The following is a 23,779-nucleotide window of genomic DNA, read 5'->3' on the forward strand; positions in this document are numbered from 1 at the left end:
CGACGTTCAGATCGGCTCGGCCTTTAGCTCCGACAGCCAATGCAGCATGCGCTCTTTGAGGAGCGCATTCCTGACATAGTCGCTCGCCTCATCTTTCAGCCGCTCGCATTCGCCGAGTGTCAGGCCTGCCTCACCGTGCATGTTCCACGCAGTCTGGAGTCTACGGCAGGTGTGGCTACCCTGGCGCAGCGAGAACCAGATGCGATTCTGGATTGTCTCGAGGTTCGAGGCTTGGCCGACCCAGGCCTCGCCCGAGGCCGCGCAGCGGACGACGTAGATGCCGGCAACGGTCTTCCGCTCCTTATAGGCGGCGATTGCTGCTTTACGGTCGATGCTCACGGTGAAGAGGCCTTGCTGAGGAACGATGGTGCGTACACTCAGTAACCGCAACGTCGCTGGGCGTCAATATTATCCGGGTAAAATATTCAGGACCGTTGCAGGATCAGGCTGAGCTCGAGTTCGCGGAAGGCGAGGTAATTGCGCCGGGTCCATTGGTGCAGCTCGGTCGAGGCATCCTTCTCCTGGCGAAGATAGCCGGTGAAGGAGAAATTCAGGCGGCTGATATAGGTCTTCAGGAATCCGGGCAGCGCCGGCAGGCGCAGCAGCCGGCCGCCGGCCATCGCTTCCGGCAGCTCGCCGCGCACGATGTGCTCGTTGTCCACCGTGATCAGGTTGATCCGCGGGATCTGTTCGCGCAGCATCTCGTGGGCGCGGGCCGAGACGCGGTCGGTGTCGGCGACGAACAGGATCATCGGCGCGACGTGGCGGCGCGCAGCCTCTTTCAAGAGGCCGATCTCCTCCGTCATCTTGAAGAACTCGTCAAAGGCGTGGAAGCCGAGGTCGATCACCTTGGCAAGCCCGTCATCGACGATGACACGATCCATCAGCTGCATCTTGCCGTAGGTGTCGATCACGTCGGCGGTCTCGGTGATCGTTGGCAGATAGTCGAGCAGCGACGGCTCCTTCAGGTTGACGTCGAAGGCCACGACGTTGCCGTTCTTGAGCAGCAAAAATTCGCTCAAAAGCCGCGCCAGCAGGGTCTTGCCGACCTGCGGGCGGGGCGAGCAAATGATGTAGAGGGGCGTTGCGGACATCGATAGCTATATCAGTCGAACTTGGCGACCAATCCAGCCGTATCCGCCCGGCTTGCGCAACTATTTTTCGCTGTTGCGGGCCCCGGATTTCGTCGAGCCGACGATATCGGTCAGCCGGATCCGATCGAACTCACTCCAGACGTTCGCCAGCCAGTGTCGGACATAACCACGCAGCACGAAGGAGTAGTTGGCGGCCTCGTCGTTGACGCCCTTGTTGGCGACGAATTTCAGGAATGGGACGGAGGACACCTCGACCTGCTCATAGGCCATTTCGTTGAGCTTGGGGATGGTCAGCTCGGTCGCGTCCTTGATGCGGTTGAAATACGATTGGTAAGTCGACTGATCCCACTGGAAGAACTGAGTATCGTTGATGAAGTTCTTCACCAGGAAATATTTCGCGCCGCCCATGAAGCCCGCGGTCTCGGCGATCTCGTCCAGCGAGGCGATCGAGGGTCCGAGGATGTGGAACACGGCAAAGGTGATCTGGCCGGCCTTGGCGGCGTCGAGGAATCCGATGTCGCGCAAGGAGGCGAGCGCCGGCGAGAGCAGGCCGGCCCGGACGTCGATCACGGTGACCGACGGGCTCGTCGCGTTGAGCGTATCGAAGATCTTCATCTGATCCGACGTCGTCGTCATGTCGACGATCTCGGTGATGTCAGGATGGAAGCGCTTCAGGGTTCCGCGCGGCGATTCGGTGTCGAAAGCGCGCGTCGGCACGTTGTTGGCGGAAAAATAATCGAGCAGGGTGCGCGACACCGTGGTCTTGCCGACCCCACCCTTGTCCGCGCCCACCACAACCACTGCCGGCTTTGCCATTGCTGTCCCCTAACGCGCGCCCCCGATCGCGAGGTTGCAATCGGACGGGCCCCAAATCGAGTCGCAGACATGTCCCAAGTCTGCTGTTGGGCGCGAACATGGCAGAAACAAGGGAGAATTCAATTCCGCAGGGCCCAGTTATGGCAATTCCCGAGGTTTTTCCCAAGCACGACGAATCCTGCCGGGCATGGCGTCAAATCACGCTCAATGGCGGCCCCAAGGACCCAAGGAATTGCCCAAGGGATTGCTTACTCGATTGCCTATCGGGTTGCTGCTGGCGGTTCCGGCGGAGCTGGGTGCGGGCAGGGGCGGCGGACTGGCCGCGCCGCCTACGTCGTTCCAGGGCCCCTGGCGCGGTGGCGGTCGGACGCCCTGCTGGTCGGCTGCGTGTCTGGCTCCTCGGCCTCGTCGGCGGAAAGCGGCAGCGGGCCGGGATCATGGCCGCCGGCGAACTTGACCAACGCGTCGACTCGCGACTGCACCGAGGGGTGGGTCGCGAACAAATCGGCAAAACCCTCGCGCGGATTGTCGACGCAGAGCTCCATCACTGCCGAGGTTGCGCCCGGCAGCTCGCCGCGGTTCTCGATCTTGCGCAGTGCCGAGATCATGGCGTCCGGATTTTTCGTCAGCTCGACGGAGCCTGCGTCCGCGAGATATTCGCGCGAGCGCGACAGCGCGAGCTTCACCACCTGAGACAACAGCCAGGCCACCACGATCAGCACGACCGCGATGATGATGACGATCACCGCGCCGCCGCCCGAACTCTTGCTGTCGTTCGACGACGAGGACGATCGTGACGAGGAGGAGCCCGACGACCACGAGCCGCCGGAGCCGGAGCTCCAGCTGAAATTCGTGAACAGGCGGAAGAACAGTTCGCCGAAGAATCCGACCACGCCCGCGATGATGACGGCGACCACCATGAGCTGCACGTCGCCGTTCTTGATATGGGTCAGCTCGTGACCCAGCACCGCCTCGATTTCCTGGTCGTCCAGCGCATTGAGGAGACCGGTGGTGACGGTGACCGAATATTGCCGCGGGTTGAGGCCGGTCGCGAACGCGTTCAGCGCCGGGCTTTCCATGATCTTCAGCTTCGGCATCGTGATGCCGCGCGAGATGCAGAGATTTTCAAGCAGATTATAGAGCCGCGGCTGCTCCTGCCGGGTGACGTCGTGGCCGCCGGTCACCGCATCGATCATCGACTGGTGGAAGAAATAGGCGATCACGATCCAGGTCGCTGCCACGACGGTCGCAACCGGTGCGGCGACTTTCAGATCATAGAAGGCGCGTCTCAGATAATGGAGGACGGTCTCGTCGCCATTGATGACGGCTTCGGCGATCAGCGCGCCGGCATAGACCAGCACGTAGACCAGCGCGAACAGACCGGCGAGCAGGAGCATCGAACGAAACTTGTTCGAGGCGATGTGCGTGTAGAGACCATACGCGGCCATGACGCGATGCCCTGCCGGCCTATCGGCTCAACTCAGAATTTCACCTGCGGCGTGGCCTCGACCTCGGTGCGGCTGGCGCCGAGATCGAAGAAGTCCTTTTTGGTGAAGCCGAACATGCCGGCGAACAAGGCTGCCGGCATCTGCTGGATGCCGGTGTTGTATTCCTGGACCGCGCTGTTGAAGAAGCGTCGGCTGGCCGCGATCTTGTTCTCGAGATCGGACAGCTCGCTGGCGAGCTGCTGGAAATTGGCGTTGGCCTTGAGGTCGGGATAGGCCTCCGACAGCGCGATCAGTCGGCCGAGCGCGCCGGAGAGCTGGGTCTCGGCCGCGGACACCTGCGCCGGTCCCTGCGCCGACATCGCCGAATTGCGCGCCTTGATGACGTCGTCGAGCGTGCCGCGCTCATGCGAGGCATAGCCCTTCACCGTCTCGACCAGGTTCGGGATCAGATCGTGGCGCTGCTTGAGCTGCACGTCGACGTCGGCAAAGGCCTGGCCGACGCGCTGGCCCAGCGCCACCAGCCGATTGTAGGCGGCGAAGGCAAAGAACACGAGGACGACGATAACGCCGAGAACGATCCAGCCGGTCGACATGGAGAACTCCTGAAGGGGGAAGAAGGCGGGCGCTAGGGTAGACCAAATTGACGCCGAGCGAGAGCCCGGTACAGACGAGAGGTAAGACTTGGTCGGATGAGGGACTATCCGAGTTCAAGGCGAAAGCGCCGGAGCAGGTTAACTTTCGGACAGGATGGCATCACCCCAGCGCCAGCGGCGGGCGCTTGCATAGGCGACCTTGTCCCGCCGTGGGACTTTGGCGAGTTCGACGCCTTGCTCGGTGCAGAGCTTTGCCGTGATCTCGGCCTTGCCGAGATCCGGCGGCGCCAACACGCGCGCGGCGCGGGTGGCGGGAGGCCTACGGGTTAGCGCCACGTAGATGAATCGCTCGTCCTCGAACGGCACCTCGGCGCCCTTGATTTGGCGGTGAGCCTGCGAGCGCGGCAAGCGCTGGGAGAAATGGCACCAGTCGGGCGCCGTCAGCGGACACGGCTTTTCGTGCGGGCAGGGTGCGGCGACATAGGCGCCCGCCGCGATCAGTTGCTGGCGCAAGGTGAGGATGCGGGCGCAGCCGGCGGGCGTGCCGGGCTCGATCACGACCAGCACGTGGCGCGCTTTCGCCCACATCGCTTCCGCGAGCTTGCGTTGATCGCCCTCGCTGAGCTCGCCGATGACATAGCTCGCGACGACGAGATCGGCTTGCGAAACCTCAGCGAGGTTCGCGCCGGCATCGCCCGGCAGATAGCGGCAATTCGCCAGACGCGTGCTGTCGCGCGCCAGTTCGAGCGCGAGACGGCTCAGCGTGGCGTTGGCATCGAGCAGGGTGAAGGATTGCAGCGACGGAAAAGCTTCCGCAGCGGCCCAGCTCGCGGTGCCCGGACCTGCGCCGACGTCGAGCAGCGTTTCCGGACCGAGGTCCGGTGCGACCTCGGTCAGCGCATTCAGACTTGCCGCCACCGCAGCGTAGGTCGCCGGCATCCTCGCGAGCGCATAGGCGAGCGCATCGGCCTCGGACTTGATCGTGCCGGAGCCGCCCCCTGCACGATAGGTGGTCGAGATTTTCTGCGATCGCTGCGCAGCGTCGGTGCGCGAGAACCCCTGGAGCTTGCCGTCGAGGGCCGCTTTCAGTTCGGCGGGGAGGGTGGGTGAGATCATCATTCGTGGTCATCATCCGCTTGCGCGGATGACGACGTCAATGGGTGCGTGACGGGAGCGGACTCACGCCACGTTCTGGTCGAGAATGTCCACCGCCTCTTGCAGGTTCACCGACACCAGTTGCGAGACCCCGCGTTCGGCCATGGTGACGCCGAACAGGCGGTTCATCCTCGCCATCGTGATCGGGTTGTGGGTGATGATGATGAAGCGCGTGTCGGTCGAGGCGGTCATCTCGTGCAACAGGTTGCAATAGCGCTCGACGTTGTGGTCGTCGAGCGGCGCGTCGACTTCGTCCAGCACGCAGATCGGCGAGGGATTGGTGAGGAACACCGCGAAGATCAGCGCCATCGCGGTCAGCGCCTGCTCACCGCCGGAGAGCAGCGATAGCGTCTGCGGCTTCTTGCCCGGCGGCTTGGCGATGATTTCGAGGCCGGCTTCAAGAGGGTCATCGCTCTCGATCAAATGCAACGCGGCTTCGCCGCCACCGAACAGCTCGACGAACAGGCGCTTGAAGTGGTTGTTGACGACCTCGAACGAGGTCAGGAGCCGCTCGCGAGCTTCCTTGTTGAGGCTCTGGATACCCTGGCGCAACCGCTTGATGGCCTCGACGAGGTCGTCGCGCTCGGTGACCAGACCATTATGCTGGGTCTCGACCTCGCGCAGCTCTTCCTCGGCGCGCAAATTGACCGCGCCCAGGCGCTCGCGATCGCGGCGCATCTTTTCGAGGTCTTCCTCGATGTCGTGCAGCGGCGGCAGCTCGGCGCCGGGCTCGATCTCGGCGAGCCCGGCAACGGCCTGCGGCTCGACTTCGAGCATGTCGCGGATCTCGCGCTCGATGTCATCGAGCCTGCGCCGCGCGCTTTCCATGCGCTCCTCGGCGCGGGCGGTGGCCTCGCGCGAGCTCGACAGCGCCTCGAGCGTCAGCTTGGCGACGCGATCGGTTTCGGCCATCGCGGTTTCCGCGCTGGCGAGCGCGTCGGCGGCCATGCGGCGGTCGTTTTCGGCATATTCGATCTCGGTGATCAGCGCGCTGCGCTTCTCCGCGAACACGGCCGGCGCGTTCTCGAGATCGCTGCGCTCGATTGAGACTTCGGCGATGCGCGCCTGGATGGTGTCGATGTGGGAGGCCGCGCTCTCCTTGCGGTTCTGCCACTCGGTGCGTTCGGCGAGGATCGCCTGCACGCGGCGGTCGGCCAGCTCGGCTTCGCGCGCCAGCGCCTGTGCCTCGGCCCGGACCTGGGCGGCCATGCGACGATGACCTTCGATGTCGCTGCGGACAGCGGCGAGACGGGTTTCGGTGTCCTCGCTCGACGGCAGCTCGGAGATCCCGGCTTCGGCGTATTCGTAGGCGGCTTCGGCCTCGGCGCGGTCGGCGGCCAGACGGCTGTGCGCTTCCGACAGCGTCGCCTTGCGTGCAGCGTGGCGGCTGATCTCGCGCTCGACCGTGGCATGGCGCTCGCGCGCGACGTTGAGTTCGCGCTGCGCAGCGCGCCAGGCTTCGCGGCTCGCACCTTCGGTGCTGGCGGCCATCTGCAGCTCGGCCTCGCCGTTCTCCAGCGCCTGACGCTTGATCTGCGCGTCGATGCGGGCCTGCTCCAGCTCGTTCTCGATGTCGATGAGGCGGGCGCGCTCGGCAAGCCGCCTTGCTGCGCCGGTCGGCGCGTGGGCGGCTGCGACAAAACCGTCCCAGCGCCAGACGTCGCCTTCGGGCGAGACCAGCCGCTGGCCGGTCTTGAGCTGCGAGACCAGCTCGGCGCCGCGCTCGCGCGGCACCACGCCGATCTGCGCCAGGCGGCGGGTCAGCTCGGCCGGGGCCTGCACGTGGCTGGCGAGAGGCACGACGCCTTCGGGCAGTTCCGGATCGCCGTCGGTGACGCCGGCATTGGTCCAGCGCATCGGCGCGGACGGATCGACCGGGGCGTCCAGATCGTCCCCAAGGGCTGCGCCGATCGCCTTTTCAAATCCCTTGTCGACGGTGATGCCGTCGATGATCGGCGGCCACAAATTCTTGGTCTCGCCGTTGAGGATCTTGGAGATCGTGCGCGCCTCGGTATCGAGCCGCTGCACGCGCTTGTCGGCTTCGACCAGCGGCGAGCGCGAGGATTCCAGCGTCTGCCGCGCGGCGACGTGCGCGGCTTCGCTGGCCTGAGCGGCGGCTTCCGAGGCCGCCAGCGTCTGCTCGGCGCTCTCGACCGTCGCGGTCAGCTCGTCGAGATCGCCGAAGCCGCCGGTCTCCTCGGTGAGCTTCTGCTCTTCCGCCGCGACGTTCGAAATCTCCTGGTCGAGCCGGGCGAGCTTGTCGCGGTGGGTGCGAACGTTGGCTTCGAGTTGGTTGCGCTTGGCGGTGAGGTCTGCGAGCGCGGTGGTGAGCTCGGCGAACTGCTGCTCGGTTTCGGTCAGCACCGCCTCGGCTTCGGCGACACGCTCGTCGACGCCGGAGCGCTTCTCAACGCGCGACTTGATCTCTTCCTTCAGCTCGGCATCTTCGGCGTCGAGGCGCTGCAGCGCGATATCGGCGTCCATGGTCTGCTGCTGGGCGCGCGAGATGTCGCCTTCGAACTGCGCGAGGCGCCGCTCGAGTTCCGCGACGCGCTCCTTGGCGCGCTCTTCCTCGCGATCGAGCAGCTCGCGGGCGTTGGTCAGGCGCTGCAGCCCCGCTGCGGCGCGCGCTTCGGCATCGCGCAGCGCCGGCATTTCGGCGGCGCGAATCGCCTGGATGCGAGCGGCCTCGGCCTGGTGCTGGGTCCGCTCGGCCATCTCGCGGACCGCGAGATCGTGGGTCTGGCCGGATTCGTTGACGTCGGCATGGGCGCCGATCCAGCGCAGATGGAACAGGGTTGCTTCGGCCTTGCGGACCTTGGCCGCAACTTCGCGATAGCGCACGGCCTGGCGGGCCTGCTTCTTGAGGCCTTCCATTTGCCCCGCGAGCTGGCCGATCACGTCCTCGACGCGGGTGAGATTGGTTTCGGCCGCCTTGAGCCGCAGCTCGGCTTCGTGGCGGCGGGCGTGCAGGCCGGCCACGCCGGCGGCGTCTTCCAGCACGCGGCGGCGCTGCTCGGGCTTGGCCTGAATGATCTCGCCGATCTTGCCCTGGTGGACGAGAGCCGGCGAGCGCGCGCCGGTGGCGGCGTCGGCGAACAGAATCTGCACGTCGCGGGCGCGCACGTCGCGGCCGTTGATGCGGTAGACCGAACCGGCCTCGCGCTCGATGCGGCGGGAGATTTCCAGAAGCTGGCTGTCGTTCATCGCCGCCGGCGCGGTGCGATCGGAATTGTCGATCGTCATCGTCACTTCGGCGTGGTTGCGCGCGGGGCGATTGCCGGAGCCGGCGAAGATCACCGCGTCCATGTCGGCGGCGCGCAGCGACTTGTAGGAGGTCTCGCCCATTGCCCAGCGCAGCGCCTCGACGAGATTCGACTTGCCGCAGCCGTTGGGCCCGACCACGCCGGTCAGGCCGGGCTCGATGACGAAGTCGGTGGCCTCAACGAAGGACTTGAAGCCGTGAAGGCGCAGGCGGGTGATTTTCATAAGCACGCATCTCTGTTGGCAGGCGCGAATCCCCCTGCCGGGACAATACCATGGAAGGCAATGTCGGTATCCGGGCGAGTCGCGCGAGGCGCCTCATGCGGCTGGACAATGGCCGCGGTGCGCTGCGAGGGCAACCGGCGAAAGCCGCTTTTCCCAAGGGATTTATGCCGGGAAAGATACGGCTATCGAGATGCGAATCAGGATTGCGCCGTGCGAATCAGCTCTTGAGCAGCGGATTGATCTTCTTGGCGAATTCCTCGAACGAGGTCTCGCCCTTGATCTTCTCGCCGTTGACGAAGAACGTCGGCGTCGAATCGACCTTCAGAACGTCGCTGGCATATTTCTGGTCGGCGGCGATCTTGTCGAGCAGCGCCTGGTCCTTCAGGCAGGCCTCGACCTGCTGCTGGGTGAGACCGGCCTGCTTGCCGATCCGCGTCAGGGTCTCCGTGGTGTTCTTCACGACCCAATCGTTCTGCTGGCGGAACAGCATGTCGGTGACGGCAAAGTATTTCGGCGCGTCGCCATTGGCGATGCAGCGCGACAGCATCGAGCCGGCGGCGGCTTTGATGTCGAGCGGGAACTCGCGGAAGACGTAACGCACCTTGCCGGTGTCGATGTATTCCGACTTGATCTTGGGAAACACTTGCTCATTGAAGGCCGCGCAATGCGGGCAGGTCATCGAGGCGTATTCGGTGATGGTGACGGCGGCGTCCTTCGGGCCCAGCGCCATGTCGGGCAGCGACACCGGTTTGGCCACGTCACCAGCCGCTGCCTGCGCCATGGCTTCAGGGATCATGGCATCGGAGATGAATCGCAGCGGAGAGAACCCGGCGAGCGCGGCAAGCCCGGTCAGCGACAGCATCGAGGTGAAGGCGCGGCGGGTGATGATCAAGGTCGGCTCCCGGATTGGCGTGGTCTCGCCCGAATTCCCATTCAGACGGCCTGTCGCTAGCTTGAAACGTCGTTTGAGGCAATGGCGAGCGGCAAGGACAGGTCCAGTTTGGCCGCAGAATAAGGCTCAATTTCGCTTGATGGCGGCCCCGAGGCGCGCCAGCGCCGACTTCAATTGTTCATCTTCGATATCGCCCAGGCGCTCAGCCACCTCGGCCACCGATTTGGCGTCCGGCGGGCCGGGCCGGGTCGGCCGGCGGGCGCGTGATAGCGGAGCCTGGCGAAAGGCCAGCTTGCCGACCGCGCTCCAGCCGAAGAAGCGGTTGACCCGCTGCAGGATCACATCGGCGGAGTGCTGGATCTCGAGCGCCATCGGCCCCTCGACCCGCAGCACCAGCGTCGCCGGCTCCTGCGGCTGACCCTCGACCGGCCGCGGCCATTGCATCTTGAGCGGCTCGGCGTGCGCCGCGATCTCCGGCCCGGCAATCTGCGCCCATCGCGTCACCAGCTCGCGCGCGGCAAATCCCTGCTTGGCATAGGCCTCGGCAAAGACGTCGTTGAGCAGGAGCGATAGCGGCTTGGCGCTGATGGGACCGGGTTTGATGGGTCGAAGCTTGGACATGGGACCTTATAGCACTCCGGGGCGTCGGCCGCAGGCTCTTCACCGCGAAGAAAAACGTGGATGCCCGCGACATGCGTGGGCACGACGTGGAGAGATCGACGCATTGCCGTTACAGTGCGGACATGAGCCCCAAATCCGCCCTCAAGGCGAAATCGGAACCAGTTCCGCCGGAGACCCCATCGCGTCCGCTCGCGCTGCTCCAATGGTATGACCGCCACCGCCGCCGATTACCCTGGCGGGCTCCGCCCGGCGAAGCATCCGACCCTTACCGCGTCTGGCTGTCCGAGATCATGCTGCAGCAGACCACAGTGAAGGCGGTCGGGCCCTATTTCGAAAAATTCGTCTCGCGCTGGCCTGATGTCACCGCGCTCGGACGGGCCTCGCAGGAGGACGTGCTGCGGATGTGGGCCGGGCTGGGCTATTATTCTCGCGCCCGTAATCTCCATGCCTGCGCGGTCGCGGTGACGCGCGAGCATGGCGGCACCTTTCCCGACACCGAAGTGCGTCTGCGCGCGCTGCCGGGCGTCGGGCCCTATACGGCGGCAGCGATCGCGGCGATAGCGTTCGATCGACGCACCATGCCGGTCGACGGCAATATCGAGCGCGTGGTCTCGCGGCTCTTTGCAGTTGAGGAAGAGCTCCCGCAGGCCAAGCCGCTGATTCAGGAGTTGGCTGCGACGCTGCTTGCCGATTCTCGCGCCGGTGATAGCGCGCAGGCGCTGATGGATCTGGGCGCCTCGATCTGCACGCCGAAAAAGCCGGCCTGCTCGCTATGCCCGCTGAACGAGGGCTGCACGGCGCGCGCGCTGGGAACGCAGGACACGTTTCCGCGCAAGGCCGCGAAGAAGAGCGGCGCGCTACGGCGCGGCGCCGCTTTCGTTGTCACGCGCGGCGACGAGCTTCTCGTCCGCACCCGTCCCGAAAAGGGGTTGCTCGGCGGCATGACCGAAGTACCGGGGTCGGACTGGCTGGCCGGGCAGGACGACGCCAAGGCAAAACGGCAGGCGCCCGAGTTGAAGGGGCTGTCGCGCTGGCAGCGCAAGGTCGGCGTGGTCACCCACGTCTTCACGCATTTTCCGCTGGAACTGGTGGTCTACACGGCGAGGGTGGAAGCGCGGACGCGGGCACCCGCCAGCATGCGCTGGGTGCCGATCGCCACGCTCGCCGATGAAGCATTGCCCAACGTCATGCGTAAGGTGATTGCGCATGGATTGGACCCTAGCAGCCCATCCTGCTGACAAAATGCTGGCAGCAGGCCTGCGTTAGCTGTGGTAGGCAACGGAGGCTCGCATGATCAAGACCGCGCTCGACAACTTTCCCAGGCCGCCCTGTGCCGAGCTATTGGGGTGGCGCCTGCTCGATGCCCGACCCAGGGAAGGCTGGATCAAGCTCGCCTTCGACGGCAAGCCGGAGTTCTGCAATCCGGCCGGCTTCATCCAGGGCGGCATGCTCTCGGCCATGCTCGACGACACGATGGGCCCCGCCGTGCTGGTGATGAGCGAGGGCAGGCTCTACACCACCACCATCAGCATGACCGTGAATTTCCTGGCGCCCGCAAAGCCCGGACCGATCATCGGCGAGGCCAAGGTGACGCAGCTCGGCAAGACGATTGCGTTCGTCGAGGCAAAGCTGATGGCAGAGGACGGAACGCTGCTGGCGACGGCGACGGCGAGCGAGCGGCTGCTGGAGGCGGCGAGGGTGGTGGGCAAATAGCTGCCGCGCAGTCTTTTTTCCTTCTCCCCTTGCGGGAGAAGGTGGCGCGAAGCGCCGGATGAGGGGTTTGTCTCGGCGAGTTCAAATGAGAGTTAGACTCGCGGAGACAGACCTCTCACCCGAGTGAGCTTGCGTCTAGCGGCGTCGCTGCCCTCTCCCGCAAGGGGCGAGGGCGCATCAACGTGCGTCTCGCTTCGTGCGAATACTCATTTCGTCGCGCGCGCGTCCTTGCTCACGATCGGCGGCTTCGCATTCAGCGCTTCCACCTGGAAGCCGGCGACGCGCTTGTAATTGGCGGCAACATCCTCGAGCTCCTGTTGCGACAGCACGTCAGTGACGACCTTGTAGCCGTCGGGCGCGCGCTCCTCGACCAGCTGCATCACCTGCTCGGGGCCGTTCTTGCGGTTGAGCAGGACGAGACTGGTGGTTGCAGGCCGCCGCTCGGCCTCATAGGCGAGCAGGGCCGCTTGCGTCGGGCCGTGCGCCAGGATCTCGCGCGTGATGGTGCGCGCATCGAGGATCGCCTGCGAGGCGCCGTTGGATCCGATCGGATACATTGGATGTGCGGCGTCGCCCATCAGCGTGACGCGGCCGAAAGTCCATTGCGATACCGGATCGCGGTCGACCAGCGGATATTCATAGGCGTGCGGGCAGTTCTTGATCAGGCCGGGCACGTCGAGCCAGTCGAACTGCCAGCTCTCGAACCAGGGTAAGAACTCCTCCAGCCGCGCGGTGCGGTTATAGTCCTCGCGCCGCCATTGATAGGTCGGCGGCATGTGGCGCTCGGCAACCCAGTTGATCAGATGGTTGCCCGCGGCGTCCAGTTCCTTCGAGATCGGATAGCAGACGAATTTCAGGATCTCGTGACCGGCCATGATCATGGTGCGGCCGCTGAGGAAGGCTTTTGCGGGCGTGACGCCGCGCCACAGGATGCGGCCGTTCCAGATCGGCGGGCCTTCGTCGGGATAGAGTTTTTCTCGCGCGGCGGAATGGATGCCGTCCGCGGCGATCAGGATCGTGCCGTCGTAAGTCCCCGCGGCCTTGCCGGTGGCCTTGTCGACGAAATCGGCGCGCACGCCGTCGGCGGTTTCGCTCCAGCCGGTCAGATGATGGCTGGTGAGGATGTTGTCGCGGCCGAGGCGCTCGATGGCGGTGTCGAGCAGCAATTGCTGGAGCGTGCCGCGATGGATCGAAAACTGCGGCCATTTATAGCCGGCCTCCAGCCCGCGCGGCTCGCTCCAGATCGGCTTGCCGTGCTTGGAGAAATAGGCAAGCTCGCGGGTGCGCACGCCCCTGGCATCGAGCTTGTCCATCAGCCCGAGCTCGATCAGCTCGCGCACCGCGTGCGGCAGCACGTTGATGCCGACACCGAGCGGCCGCAGTTCGGCGGCGCTCTCGAACACTTTCACGGGAACGCCGACTCCGTGCAGGCTGAGCGCAAGCGTCAGCCCGCCGATGCCGCCACCGGCGATGAGTACGGTCATGGGAAAGCCCCTCCAACTCGGGGCGTCTTGGCACAGCCGGGCGCCGGTGGGCAACTGCGAAGAGAGGTTCGTGCTATGGACCTCGGGGCCCGCAGCCGTTACCTTCCGGCTTTCCCATGAGGTCCGACATGCTCAAGCTCTACTACGCCACCGGCACCTGCGCGCTCGCCACCTACATCACCCTGGAAGAAGCCGGCGCCGACTACGCGGCGGAGCGGCTGAGCTTCAAGGACAACCAGCAGAACAGCGTGGAGTACCTCGCGATCAACCCGAAAGGCCGCGTCCCCGCGCTGGTGACCGATCGCGGCGTTTTGACCGAGACCCCGGCGATGCTCGCCTATCTCGCGCAGACCTTCCCCAAGGCGAAGCTCGCGCCGCTCGACGATCCCTTCGACTTCGCCCAGGTCCAGTCGTTCAACTCCTACCTCTGCTCGACCGTGCACATCAACCATGTCCACAAGATGCGCGGCGCACGCTGGGCGAGCGAAGAGAGCTCGTTCGCCGACATGAAGGCGATGATCCCGAAGACCATGGGCGCCTGCTTCGCCCTGATCGAGCAGAAGATGTACAAGGGGCCGTGGGTGATGGGCGAGCAATACACGATCTGCGATCCTTATCTTTACACCCTGTCGACCTGGCTCGAAGGCGACAGCGTCGACATCAACGCGACGCCCAAGATCGCCGACCATTTCAAGCGCATGTCCGACCGCCCCGCCGTGCGCAAGGTGATGGACGCGCAGAAGGCGTAGGAGCGCGGCAATATATTCCCCTGTCGTGCCGGGCAAGCGTCAGCGCAGACCCGGGACCCATAACCACAGGGAGAAGTTGTGACGCAAGCTGACAATCACGAGTCTTCGCCAAACCACGTCCTGTGGTTATGGGTCCCGGATCGGCGCTCCGCTTCGCTGCGCTTGTCCGGGACGACACCATTTGCTTTGAAGTTGCGTCCTATCCAGCGCGCCCTTTCTTCTCCAAATCCCGTCCCGTCTCCAGCATTAGCCGCCGCAACCAGATCGAGCCCGGATCCATCTGGGCGCGGGTCGGGTAGAACATGAACTGCTCATCGATGCCGGGGTCGAGCGGCGGCGTCACCGTGACGAGGCCGAGCTGCTTGGACAGCGCCGCGATCAACCGGCGCGGCACGAAGGCGACGAGGTCGGTACGGGCGGCGACGTGCAGCGCTTCGAGATAACCCGGGACGACGAGAGCGATATGCCGGTCTATGCCCTTGGTGCCCAGCCAAGTGTCGATGAGGTCCTCCGGCTGGCCGCGGATGATCACGCCGACATGGCGCGCGGCCAGGAACGTCTCGCGCCGCTTCAGCTTCGTGGTCATGGGGTGGCCGCGCCGCACCGCCAGCGCGTCGCTGTCGGTGTAGAGCAACTGGCGGTGAAATCCCTTGAAGGCGTTGCCGATCGAGATCACGAGATCGATGGTGCGGGCGAACTCGGCGTGGAAAATCGCCGGTCCTCGCCACGGCACCACGTCGATGCGGACGTTGGGGGCGGCCTGCGTCACCTTTTCCATCAAGGGCGGCATCAACAGCTCGACCGCGAGGTCCGGCATCATCAGTCGGAATTGCCGCTCGCTGCGCGCCGCATCGAATTCATCCGATACGAACAGCCCGCGCACCTGGTCGAGCGCCTGCGCCAGCGGCGCGCGCAAGGCTTGCGCCCGCGGCGTCAACTCCATCCGCGCGCCTGTGCGTACCAAGAGCGGATCGCCAAGGATGTCGCGCAGACGCTGGAGCGCATGACTCGCCGCCGGCTGCGACAGCCCGATCCGCAATGCGGCGCGGCTGACGCTGGCCTCGCGCAGCAGCGCGTCGAGCGCGGTCAGGAGATTGAGGTCGAGCGAATTCAAATTCATGAGGCGAATAGATATCATATCCACTATCGATTTGAAGAATTTAGCACCGGCGGCGATGATTTCCGTGTTCTCACCAAAGGAGATGCCGCCATGAGCGCGAGCGCCAACAAGAAACTGATGCAGGATATCTTTGCAGCCGCCGCCAGCCCCGATCCGGCTGCGCGCGACCGTGGCTTGTTCACCGAAAGTCTTGCCGACGACGCCAAATGGATCGTGACCGGCCAGTATTCCTGGTCGCGCACCTTTTCGGGCAAACAGGCGATCCTCAACGATCTGCACGGCTATGTGCGGACCCGCCTTGTCGACCGGACGCGGACGGTCGCTCATCGCTTCATCGCCGACGGCGATATCGTCGTCATCGAAGCAAAGGGCGACAATGTCACGCCAGAAGGCGTGCGCTACGACAACGACTATTGTCTCGTGTTTCGTCTCGAGGACGGCAAGATCAAGGAGATCCGGGAATATTGCGACTCGGTGCTGACCGAGAAGGCCCTTGGTCCGTTTCCACAAACGGCCGTGAGGGCCGCGAGCTGAGCGGATCGAGCAGCGTCGCCTCCGTCGACCGGTGCCGTCCGCCGCGGTCGGCGAGGGGCGTGTTGGTCTGGCGCAGGCCGGACCAGCTGCAGCGGCCTGCATGCCGCTGCGGGCTTCTCGCTAAAACCTTGCTCACCTGCCGATAAAATCAGCAGATGTTGTACCATCCGACGGATGCGCGCGCGAAAAATTTGAAGGTTCAATTAACGAGTGTCCCCCATTGTGTCGCGGTGCAGCGTGGGTCGCGAACAACGCGACGCGCGGCTGCCAGAGTGGCCGGTGACGATCGCCGGATTAGGCCGGCCGCTCGAATTGACATGCATCTGGGTGGACAGTGGGAATGCCGAGTTTTCGTTTGCGGATCAGGGGACGCCTGTACGCAGGTTTCATGGCCTTGGTGGCGGTTGGTCTTGTGATGGCGGTGGTCGCCATCTGGAATTTGCGATCCGTCCAGGATCAGGTCGCAAAACTCTCCGCGTTGTCGGACAGCACGGCGCGCGTCCTGGAGATATCGACCCATCTTCAGGCCATCCAGCGGGCCAATCTGCGCTACATTTACGACGCCAACGAGCCTGCGATGCGGGAGGCTGCCGAGCGAGAGGCCGCGGCGACCGGGCTGTTGCAGCTGGGAGCAAAGGGCACCCTCTCGGAGGAGCGGCGGAAGCTCTACGACGATCTGATCGCCGACATCGCCAAAATGAAAAGCCTGCGCGACAGTCTCGGCGACGCCGTCAACGAGGCGCGGACCGGCAAGGCGACGCTGTTGCCGAGTGGCGAAGAGCTGACCGTCAAGATGGCCAAGCTGGTCGATGTGGCCCGTGCCGCCGCCGACGACGACACGGTGTCGCTCGTCGCGGACCTCGAGTCCCGGGTCCTGCTGGTTCGAATCGCGAACTGGCGCTTCCTCGCTCTGCGCGACGCCAACGGGCCCACCGCCTTCAGAACCAATGTCGACAGGGCGGTGCAGCGGCTGGCGGCCGCCGAAAGGAGCCCGCAGGCGGCGGACCTTCGCTCGTCTCTGACGCCTGTGAAGACCGCCCTTGGTATCTACAAATCCGCGTTCGAAACCACCTCTGCGGCGATGCTGCGGTCCGACGAGATCTACCACAAGGATCTCGCACCGCTCATCTCCGCCAGCATAGCCAAGCTCAAGGTCGCGGAAACCGCCTTGAAGACGGATTACAATGATTCGCGCACCGCGGCCGATGCTGTGATCGACGGCACGACCTCGCTGCAGGAGATCGCGGGCGGCCTCGCCGTCCTGTTCGGACTGATCGTCGCCTTCCTGACCGCCCGCAGCATCGTGCGGCCGCTGACCTCGATGACGCGCGCAATGGGGCTGCTTGCCGGCGGCAATCTCGCCGTCGAGATCCCCTCGCGCGGCAAGGTCGACGAGATCGGCGACATGGCCAAGGCGATCGACGTCTTCAAGACAAACATGATCGAGACCGAACGGCTGCGCCAAGAGCAGACCGCAACCGAGGCCCGGCAGGCCGAGAGCCGCAAGGCCGACATGGCCCGGCTCGCCAGTCAGTTCGAGCAGGCGGTGGGCGAGATCGTCGATACCGTATCCTCGGCATCGCACGAGCTCGAGGGCTCGGCCGGCACCCTGACCGCGACCGCGAGGCGCGCTCAGGATCTCTCCACCGAAGTGCAATCCGCCTCCCAGGAAGCCTCGGCCAATGTGCAGGCGGTCGCCTCCGCGACCGAGGAGTTGTCCTCCTCGGTGACGGAGATCGCGCGCCAGGTGCAGGAATCGGCGCGCATAGCGGGCGAAGCCGTCGGTCAGGTAAGCAAGACCAACGCGCGCGTCAGCGAGCTCTCCAAGGCTGCAGCCCGCATCGGCGACGTGGTCGAGTTGATCAGCACCATCGCCGGCCAAACCAACCTCCTGGCGCTGAACGCCACCATCGAGGCGGCGCGCGCGGGTGAAGCCGGCCGCGGCTTCGCCGTAGTCGCCTCGGAGGTCAAGGCGCTCGCCGAGCAGACCGCGAGGGCCACCGGTGAGATCGCCCAGCAGGTCTCGGGCATCCAGGCTGCGACGGAGGAGTCGGTCGGCTCGATCAGGGAAATCAGCGGCACCATCGAGCGGCTGTCGGAGATCTCGTCGACGGTCGCCGCCGCCGTGGAGGAGCAGGGTGCGGCGACGCGGGAGATCTCCCGCAACGTCCAGCAGGCGGCCCAAGGCACGCAACTCGTGTCGTCCAACATCGGCGACGTGCAGCGCGGGGCGTCCGAGACCGGCTCGGCGTCTTCGCAGGTGCTCTCGGCGGCACGCTCGCTGTCGGCCGACAGCAACCGCTTGAAGCAGGAAGTCGCCAACTTCCTGAACTCGGCCCACGCCGCCTGAGCCTCAAGAAGCAAAAGGCCACGCGCACGCGCGTGGCCTCGCATTGTGACCTGAGACGATCAGGCGACTTTCGTCGTCATGTGCTTGAACATGTTGCTGCGGGCCTCGTCGTCCATCTCCGCCTTGAAGGTGAACTTGTCCTTCAGCGCGATCGCGCGCGCCGCCGCGGGCCGCGCCGTGACCTCGTCCACCAGCCGCTTGACGTTCGGGTATCGCGCGAAGGCATCGTCGCCGAGCTTGAACGGCACCATCCGCGCCCAACCCCACAGCGCCATGTCGACGATCGAATAGCTGTCGCCGACCATGTAGCGGCGGCCTTTGAGGTGGCCGTCGAGAATCTTGTAATGGCGATCGGTCTCGAACTGATAGCGGTTATGCGCGTAGTCGTGGTTCTGGTCTTTCGGCGCAAAATGCTTGAAGTGCACGGCCTGGCCCGAATACGGCCCGACGCCGGTGGCGACGAACATCAGCCATGACAGCATCTCGCCGCGAACATTGGCGGCCGGCAGGAATTTGCCGGTCTTCTCGGCGAGATACAGCAGGATGGCGTTGGAATCGAACACGATGGTGCCGTTGTCGTCGATCGCCGGCACCTTGCCGTTCGGATTGATCTTCAGGTAGTCCGGCGTGAACTGCTCGCCCGTGCGGGTGTCGATCTTCACCGGCTCGGGCAGGCCGGCCTCTTCGAGATAAAGCGCGACCTTGGTCGGGTTCGGCGAACCGTTGAAATAGAATTTGAGCATCGGGCATCTCCCCTGTGTTTGTTGGCTGAGAGTGGAGTCAGCAACATGTCCGCAAGCGGCCTTGTCTTGCCTGAACCTTATCGGGGAGGGCAACCGGCGAGTTTGCCGGGCGGCGTCTGCGCGTCACGCAGATCAGCCGGCGTAACAAAGGCCGATCGCCGCCGTAATGACCATGGCCGCGCCCACGACCTCCAGGCGCAACCCGAGCCGGGTAGCGATATGCATGTCGGAGGCCCGCGCCGCGCGCTCCGATCCGCGCGCGTAGCCGTGAACGATGACGTCGTGATTGAAGCTGTCGTGGGCCTCGTTGCTGCTGGCGAGCCCGACACAGACCACGAGCACGCCGAACAAGGCGAGGCCGAAAAATCCCAGCAGCGCGATCAGGAACATCGGAAACATGCCGACCAGAAAGATCGGCAGCAGCGGCACCAGCAGCAATGTCTCGGACTGTCGTCGCATGGCTCGACCGATCAAGACGGGGCGTAGGCGGTCAATCTAGTCCCGCCGGCCGCTGTATTCAACCAGTCTCGTCATTCCGGGGCCGCGCCAGGAGGCGCGCTCCGGGACGACGAAAGGAAGGCTACCCCGCCGCCATGCCGGCGCGGATCTCGGCGCGCAGCTCGTCGATCAGCTTAAGGCCCTTCTTGGTCTCGATGTGCCAGAAGGTCCAGCCGTTGCAGGCTTGCGCGCCCTGCGCCACTGCGCCCATGCGGTGGATGGAGCCGACCTTGTCGCCGAACATGATGGCGCCGTCGGCACGCACCAGCGCGCCGAGTTTCTTCTTCGCGTCGAACAGCTTGGTGCCGGGCATGATCATGCCACGCTCGATCAGCTCGGAGAACGCCACACGCGGCGCTTCGCGCGCCGTCATGAACGGGGCGAGGCTTGCCTCCGGAAGCGGCTCGATCGCGGCGATGCGCGCTTCGGCCGCTTTCGCATAGGTCTTGTTGCGCTCGAAGCCGATATAGGAGCGGCCGAGGCGCTTTGCGACCGCGCCGGTGGTGCCGGTGCCATTGAAGGGATCGATCACGAGATCGCCGGGTTTGGAGGACGACAGCAGCACGCGCGCCAGCAGGCCTTCCGGTTTCTGCGTCGGGTGCACTTTCTTGCCGTCGGCGCCCTTGAGGCGCTCCTCGCCGGTGCAAAGCGGGATCAGCCAGTCGGACCGTGCCTGCACGTCCTCGTTGGCGGCCTTCAGCGCCTCGTAGTTGAACGTGTAGCCCTTGGCCTTCTCGTCCCGCGCGGCCCAGATCATGGTCTCGTGCGCATTGGTGAAGCGGCGGCCGCGGAAATTCGGCATCGGGTTGGTCTTGCGCCAGACGATGTCGTTCAGCAGCCAGAAGCCGAGGTCCTGCATGATCGCGCCGACGCGGAAGATGTTGTGATAGGAGCCGATCACCCAGATCGTCGCCGACGGCTTCATCGCGCGGCGGGCGGCGAGCAGCCAGGCGCGGGTGAAATCGTCATAGGCGGAGAACGAATCGAACTTGTCCCAGTCGTCGTCGACCGCATCGACATGAGATTCGTCGGGGCGCTTGAGATCGCCCTTAAGCTGGAGATTGTAGGGTGGATCGGCGAACACCAGGTCGACCGAACCAGCCTGAAGCTTCGACATCTCGGCGACGCAATCGCCGAGGACGATGCTGTGCGAAGGAGACTCAAAATTTGTGCGGGGCGCCTTTGCAGACGCCCCGCGACGCGACTCTACCATGACTCAAGAACTCTGACTCAGGCGACGCTGTCGGCGACGCGGGACCAAACAACCGACTGACCGTTACATTGAAGCGGCAAAGTAAAAATCGACTTAACCCGTGGCTTTCGTGAACAGCCCTCACATCGCGCCTTGCACGCGGCTCGCTCCGCGCATTCTCCATGTTTTGCAGTGTATTTCGCGTTTCTTCGCGTTGCGGCTGTGATCGGAGCGCAAAAAGACTCAAAATTCCTCTCGGAAAAAATTGCTCGATGCCCGGAAAAAATTGCTGGCATTGCCATGCTGTCGCACTAGGCAATAATTGCCGAGCGGGATATTGATTAACGCAACGGAAACGTATGTGGCGCGTTGAGCTTTCGCGCTTTCGCGCCGAATTGAGCTAGGACCGAGGGAAGCCGCCATGCGCTACGATGATTTCCGCCGCAGCGACGACATCGAGGATCGTCGCGACGATGGTGGCGGCGGCGGTGGAGGAGGCGGGTTCGGCCTCCCCATGGGCGGCGGCGGGCTTGGGATCGGTACCATCATCGTGCTCGGCCTGGTCGGCTACGCCTTCGGCATCGATCCGCGCATCCTGATCGGCGGCGCCGAGATACTCACCGGCGGCGGCCAGGCGCCGTCCTACCAGACCGATCGCCAATCGTCGTCCAACGGCAAGCGCGGCGCGCCGACAGACGAGATGGGCAGCATGATCTCCGGCATCCTCGGCGAGATCGACGATCGCTGGAGCGAGATCTTCCAGGCCTCCGGCCAGTCCTTTACCGGTCCAAAGGTCGTGCTGTTCCGCAACGTCACCAATGGCGGGCGCTGCGGCCGGGCGGAGTCGGCGATGGGACCGTTCTATTGTCCGCCCGACAGGACCATCTTCCTCGACACCGGTTTCTTCCGAGAGGTCGAGACGCGTTTTCGCGGCTGCTCCGGCAAGTCGGCCTGTAACTTCACCACCGCCTACATCATCGCCCATGAGGCCGGCCATCACATCCAGAACCTGCTCGGCATCATTCCGCGCGTGACGCGGCTGCAGCAGCAGGCCGGCAGCAAGGCGGAGGCCAATGCGCTGCAGGTGAAGGTCGAATTGCAGGCCGACTGCCTGTCCGGTGTCTGGGTCAATCGCGAGGCGAAGAAGCGGCCGAACTTCCTGGAGCCGGGCGACATCGACGCCGCACTCACCACGGCGAGCGCGATCGGCGACGACACGCTGCAGCGCCAGTCCACAGGCCGCGTCGTGCCCGATTCCTTCACCCACGGCTCGGCGGCGCAACGCAAACAATGGTTCATGACCGGCTACCAGCAGGGCACCGTCCAGGCCTGCAACACGTTTGGGGGCGGACAGTAGGGGTTATCCGTCATCCTGAGGTGCTCGCCAATTGGCGAGCCTCGAAGGATGGCGAGCCCGTGGCCCATCCTTCGAGGGCGCAAGAGCGCGCACCTCAGGATGACGTCAGTGGTCTGTGAAGAAGGTGCGTTGCAATGACCTCCATCGACGAAACAAAACAGTTCGTCCCGCTCAACATCGCGGTGCTCACCGTGTCGGACACGCGCGCGCTGGCGGATGATAAATCCGGCCAGACCCTGGCCGACCGTCTCACCGCTGCCGGCCATCATCTCGCCGCGCGCGAGATCGTCACCGATGACGTCGAGGCGATCCGCACCGTCATCCGCCGCTGGATTGCGGACGCAGGTGTCGACGTCGTCATCACCACCGGCGGCACCGGTTTCACCGGGCGCGACGTCACGCCGGAGGCGATCGAGCCCTTGTTCGAGAAGCGCATGGACGGTTTCTCGATCTCATTCCACATGCTGAGCCACGCCAAGATCGGAACGTCGACGATCCAGAGCCGCGCCACGGCCGGCGTCGCGGGCGCAACCTACATCTTCTGCCTCCCAGGTTCGCCCGGTGCCTGCCGCGACGGCTGGGACGGCATTCTCAAAGCCCAACTCGACTACCGCACCCGCCCCTGCAATTTCGTCGAGATCATGCCACGGCTGGACGAGCATCTGCGCCGGCCGAAGGCCCAGGGCGCGACGGTGTAGTTGGACATTTCTTCTCCGCTCATGTCGGCCGAAGCTTTAGCGAAGGCGGATGCGGGGAAGGTGGCATAGGCCGCCTTCGGCCGCCCGTCCTTAAAGAATGCCGAAGCGAAGCTTGGGTATCTATCGGCACGGAGTGCTCGGAGACATACCCCTCGCCCTAGTGAGTGTGCGTCTGGCAGCATCGCTGCCCTCTCCCACAAGGGGCGAGGGCGCATACATGCGCCTCTCGCTCGTTGCGAGAGTTCTACAGATCCCGCTCCCACGTTTCCCCAAGCAGATCCTGCCCGAAGCTGTGATGCGGCTCGCTCTTCACGAGCTTGAAGCCTGCGCTTTGATAGATGCCACGCGCGGCGACCAGGATGCTTTGCGTCCACAGCGTCATCTTGCTGTAGCCCCTCTCGCGCGCACCCTGGATGCATTGGTCGACCAGCGCGCGGCCGACACCGAGTCCCCGCGCTTTCTTTTCCACCTGCAACAGGCGCAGCTTGGCGATCTGGTCCGTGGCCTTGACCAGAAAGATAGAGCCGACCGGCTCTCCGCCCACTTCCGCAATCCAGCAGTGCTCGCGGGCGGCGTCATAGTTCTTGATGAACTGTGCGCAGATCTCGGCGACCAGGGCCTCGTAGCTGATATCCCAGTTGTAGTCGGCCGCATAGGCGGCGGCCTGCCGGGAGATGACCCAGCCCATGTCGCCGACGCGATGGCTGCGCAGCATGAAAGCCGCGGGGTGGCTTCGATGCTCCAGCACGGCCTCGATGGTCGCCATAGCCTGCGTGAGCCGCGTTGCATCGCTGGTCGAAAGCTGAGCCAGCATTGCGGCGACCTCATTTTGCGAGCCCAGGTTCAGCTTGGCAAAGGCCTGGCGCCCCTTGGCGGTGAGGCTGAGCTGGTATTGCCTGCGATCCGCGGGCAGGGCCCTGCGGGTGATCAGGCCCTTTTCGTCGAAGCTTTGCACGATCCGGCTGAGATAGCCGGGGTCGAGGCCAAGCTCGTTGCCGATCTCCTTGGCGGCAAGGTCGTCCCGTTGCGCGAGCTCGTAGAGCACGCGGGCCTCGCTGAGCGAGAACGGGCTCTTGCCAAGGTGCTGGTCGAGCACGCCAAGCTTGCGGGTGTAGAAGCGGTTGAAGGCGCGGACCGCTGCGATGTGGTCGTCGGTAGGATTGAACGACATGGGTCACCTCCGATATTTGCCATTGTCAAATAATTATTTGACCTTGGCAAGTATCGACGTGC

21 protein-coding genes and 1 pseudogene are annotated in these 23,779 nt (G+C 64.7%); 7 read left to right on the forward strand and 15 right to left on the reverse strand.

Translation table 11 applies throughout. The annotated features are described in order from the left end of the window. Window positions 1-6 precede the first annotated feature (6 nt). The 9 genes and pseudogenes from IVB19_RS09130 to IVB19_RS09170 form a co-directional block, all read right to left on the reverse strand. Complete coding sequence (locus IVB19_RS09130) at window positions 7-339, reverse strand: GIY-YIG nuclease family protein (RefSeq protein WP_018454936.1); 333 nt, start codon at window positions 337-339, stop codon at window positions 7-9. A gap of 86 nt (window positions 340-425) precedes the next feature. After that, the gene (locus IVB19_RS09135) at window positions 426-1,094 is read right to left on the reverse strand and encodes a hypothetical protein (RefSeq protein WP_018454935.1); all 669 of its coding nucleotides are present in this window, start codon (window positions 1,092-1,094) and stop codon (window positions 426-428) included. A 60-nt stretch (window positions 1,095-1,154) separates the two neighbouring features. Next, window positions 1,155-1,910, reverse strand: coding sequence for a P-loop NTPase family protein (locus IVB19_RS09140; RefSeq protein WP_018454934.1), 756 nt, complete (start codon window positions 1,908-1,910; stop codon window positions 1,155-1,157). A 204-nt stretch (window positions 1,911-2,114) separates the two neighbouring features. Continuing rightward, a pseudogene (locus IVB19_RS09145) lies at window positions 2,115-3,358 on the reverse strand (M48 family metallopeptidase). A 32-nt stretch (window positions 3,359-3,390) separates the two neighbouring features. After that, window positions 3,391-3,951: a LemA family protein gene (locus IVB19_RS09150; RefSeq protein ID WP_085352637.1), complete on the reverse strand. Its 561-nt coding sequence runs from the start codon at window positions 3,949-3,951 to the stop codon at window positions 3,391-3,393. Between the two features lie 138 nt (window positions 3,952-4,089). Beyond that, window positions 4,090-5,070 carry a small ribosomal subunit Rsm22 family protein gene (locus tag IVB19_RS09155; protein WP_247821334.1) on the reverse strand — a complete coding sequence of 327 codons (981 nt, stop codon included), beginning with the start codon at window positions 5,068-5,070 and terminating at the stop codon, window positions 4,090-4,092. A gap of 60 nt (window positions 5,071-5,130) precedes the next feature. Then, entirely contained in the window at window positions 5,131-8,595 is a 3,465-nt protein-coding gene (gene smc, locus IVB19_RS09160) for a chromosome segregation protein SMC (protein WP_247821335.1), read from the reverse strand. Window positions 8,596-8,812: 217 nt separating this feature from the next. After that, a complete protein-coding gene (locus tag IVB19_RS09165; RefSeq protein WP_018454930.1) occupies window positions 8,813-9,487 on the reverse strand; it encodes a DsbA family protein in 675 nt (224 codons plus the stop codon). A gap of 126 nt (window positions 9,488-9,613) precedes the next feature. Then, entirely contained in the window at window positions 9,614-10,108 is a 495-nt protein-coding gene (locus tag IVB19_RS09170) for a DUF721 domain-containing protein (RefSeq protein WP_018454929.1), read from the reverse strand. 122 nt (window positions 10,109-10,230) lie between these two features. Between IVB19_RS09170 and mutY the strand changes: the two genes are divergently transcribed. Both mutY and IVB19_RS09180 read left to right on the forward strand, forming a co-directional pair. Beyond that, the gene (gene mutY, locus IVB19_RS09175; RefSeq protein WP_018454928.1) at window positions 10,231-11,346 is read left to right on the forward strand and encodes an A/G-specific adenine glycosylase; all 1,116 of its coding nucleotides are present in this window, start codon (window positions 10,231-10,233) and stop codon (window positions 11,344-11,346) included. Between the two features lie 52 nt (window positions 11,347-11,398). Continuing rightward, complete coding sequence (locus tag IVB19_RS09180) at window positions 11,399-11,821, forward strand: PaaI family thioesterase (RefSeq protein WP_018454927.1); 423 nt, start codon at window positions 11,399-11,401, stop codon at window positions 11,819-11,821. Window positions 11,822-12,027: 206 nt separating this feature from the next. Here IVB19_RS09180 and IVB19_RS09185 read toward each other — a convergent pair whose 3' ends face one another. After that, window positions 12,028-13,305, reverse strand: coding sequence for a flavin-dependent oxidoreductase (locus IVB19_RS09185; RefSeq protein WP_018454926.1), 1,278 nt, complete (start codon window positions 13,303-13,305; stop codon window positions 12,028-12,030). A 128-nt stretch (window positions 13,306-13,433) separates the two neighbouring features. Here IVB19_RS09185 and IVB19_RS09190 point away from each other — a divergent pair, with 128 nt between their 5' ends. Then, complete coding sequence (locus IVB19_RS09190) at window positions 13,434-14,054, forward strand: glutathione S-transferase family protein (RefSeq protein WP_247821336.1); 621 nt, start codon at window positions 13,434-13,436, stop codon at window positions 14,052-14,054. 199 nt (window positions 14,055-14,253) lie between these two features. On the opposite strand, the gene IVB19_RS09195 is transcribed toward IVB19_RS09190, so the two are convergent. Beyond that, complete coding sequence (locus IVB19_RS09195; RefSeq protein ID WP_018454924.1) at window positions 14,254-15,174, reverse strand: LysR family transcriptional regulator; 921 nt, start codon at window positions 15,172-15,174, stop codon at window positions 14,254-14,256. Window positions 15,175-15,264: 90 nt separating this feature from the next. On the opposite strand from IVB19_RS09195, the gene IVB19_RS09200 reads away from it, so the two are divergent. Further along, entirely contained in the window at window positions 15,265-15,708 is a 444-nt protein-coding gene (locus IVB19_RS09200) for a nuclear transport factor 2 family protein (protein WP_018454923.1), read from the forward strand. A 340-nt stretch (window positions 15,709-16,048) separates the two neighbouring features. Further along, complete coding sequence (locus IVB19_RS09205; protein WP_247821337.1) at window positions 16,049-18,058, forward strand: methyl-accepting chemotaxis protein; 2,010 nt, start codon at window positions 16,049-16,051, stop codon at window positions 18,056-18,058. 59 nt (window positions 18,059-18,117) lie between these two features. On the opposite strand, the gene IVB19_RS09210 is transcribed toward IVB19_RS09205, so the two are convergent. The 3 genes from IVB19_RS09210 to IVB19_RS09220 all read right to left on the reverse strand — a co-directional run bounded on the left by IVB19_RS09210 (window position 18,118) and on the right by IVB19_RS09220 (window position 20,512). Then, complete coding sequence (locus tag IVB19_RS09210; protein ID WP_247821338.1) at window positions 18,118-18,801, reverse strand: glutathione S-transferase family protein; 684 nt, start codon at window positions 18,799-18,801, stop codon at window positions 18,118-18,120. A 132-nt stretch (window positions 18,802-18,933) separates the two neighbouring features. Beyond that, entirely contained in the window at window positions 18,934-19,260 is a 327-nt protein-coding gene (locus IVB19_RS09215) for a hypothetical protein (RefSeq protein WP_018454920.1), read from the reverse strand. Between the two features lie 121 nt (window positions 19,261-19,381). Continuing rightward, window positions 19,382-20,512, reverse strand: a complete 1,131-nt coding sequence (locus tag IVB19_RS09220) for a site-specific DNA-methyltransferase (RefSeq protein ID WP_026232842.1) — start codon at window positions 20,510-20,512, stop codon at window positions 19,382-19,384. 400 nt (window positions 20,513-20,912) lie between these two features. Between IVB19_RS09220 and ypfJ the strand changes: the two genes are divergently transcribed. Both ypfJ and moaB read left to right on the forward strand, forming a co-directional pair. Then, the gene (ypfJ, locus tag IVB19_RS09225; RefSeq protein WP_018454918.1) at window positions 20,913-21,848 is read left to right on the forward strand and encodes a KPN_02809 family neutral zinc metallopeptidase; all 936 of its coding nucleotides are present in this window, start codon (window positions 20,913-20,915) and stop codon (window positions 21,846-21,848) included. A gap of 134 nt (window positions 21,849-21,982) precedes the next feature. Next, the gene (gene moaB / locus IVB19_RS09230) at window positions 21,983-22,546 is read left to right on the forward strand and encodes a molybdenum cofactor biosynthesis protein B (RefSeq protein ID WP_018454917.1); all 564 of its coding nucleotides are present in this window, start codon (window positions 21,983-21,985) and stop codon (window positions 22,544-22,546) included. A gap of 244 nt (window positions 22,547-22,790) precedes the next feature. Here the strand turns inward: moaB and IVB19_RS09235 are convergent, their stop codons facing one another. Next, window positions 22,791-23,717, reverse strand: a complete 927-nt coding sequence (locus tag IVB19_RS09235) for a bifunctional helix-turn-helix transcriptional regulator/GNAT family N-acetyltransferase (protein WP_018454916.1) — start codon at window positions 23,715-23,717, stop codon at window positions 22,791-22,793. Between the last annotated feature and the right edge of the window lie 62 nt (window positions 23,718-23,779).

It is taken from the genome of Bradyrhizobium sp. 187, from assembly GCF_023101005.1.
In the GTDB taxonomy this organism is placed as follows: Bacteria; Pseudomonadota; Alphaproteobacteria; order Rhizobiales; family Xanthobacteraceae; genus Bradyrhizobium; species Bradyrhizobium canariense_D.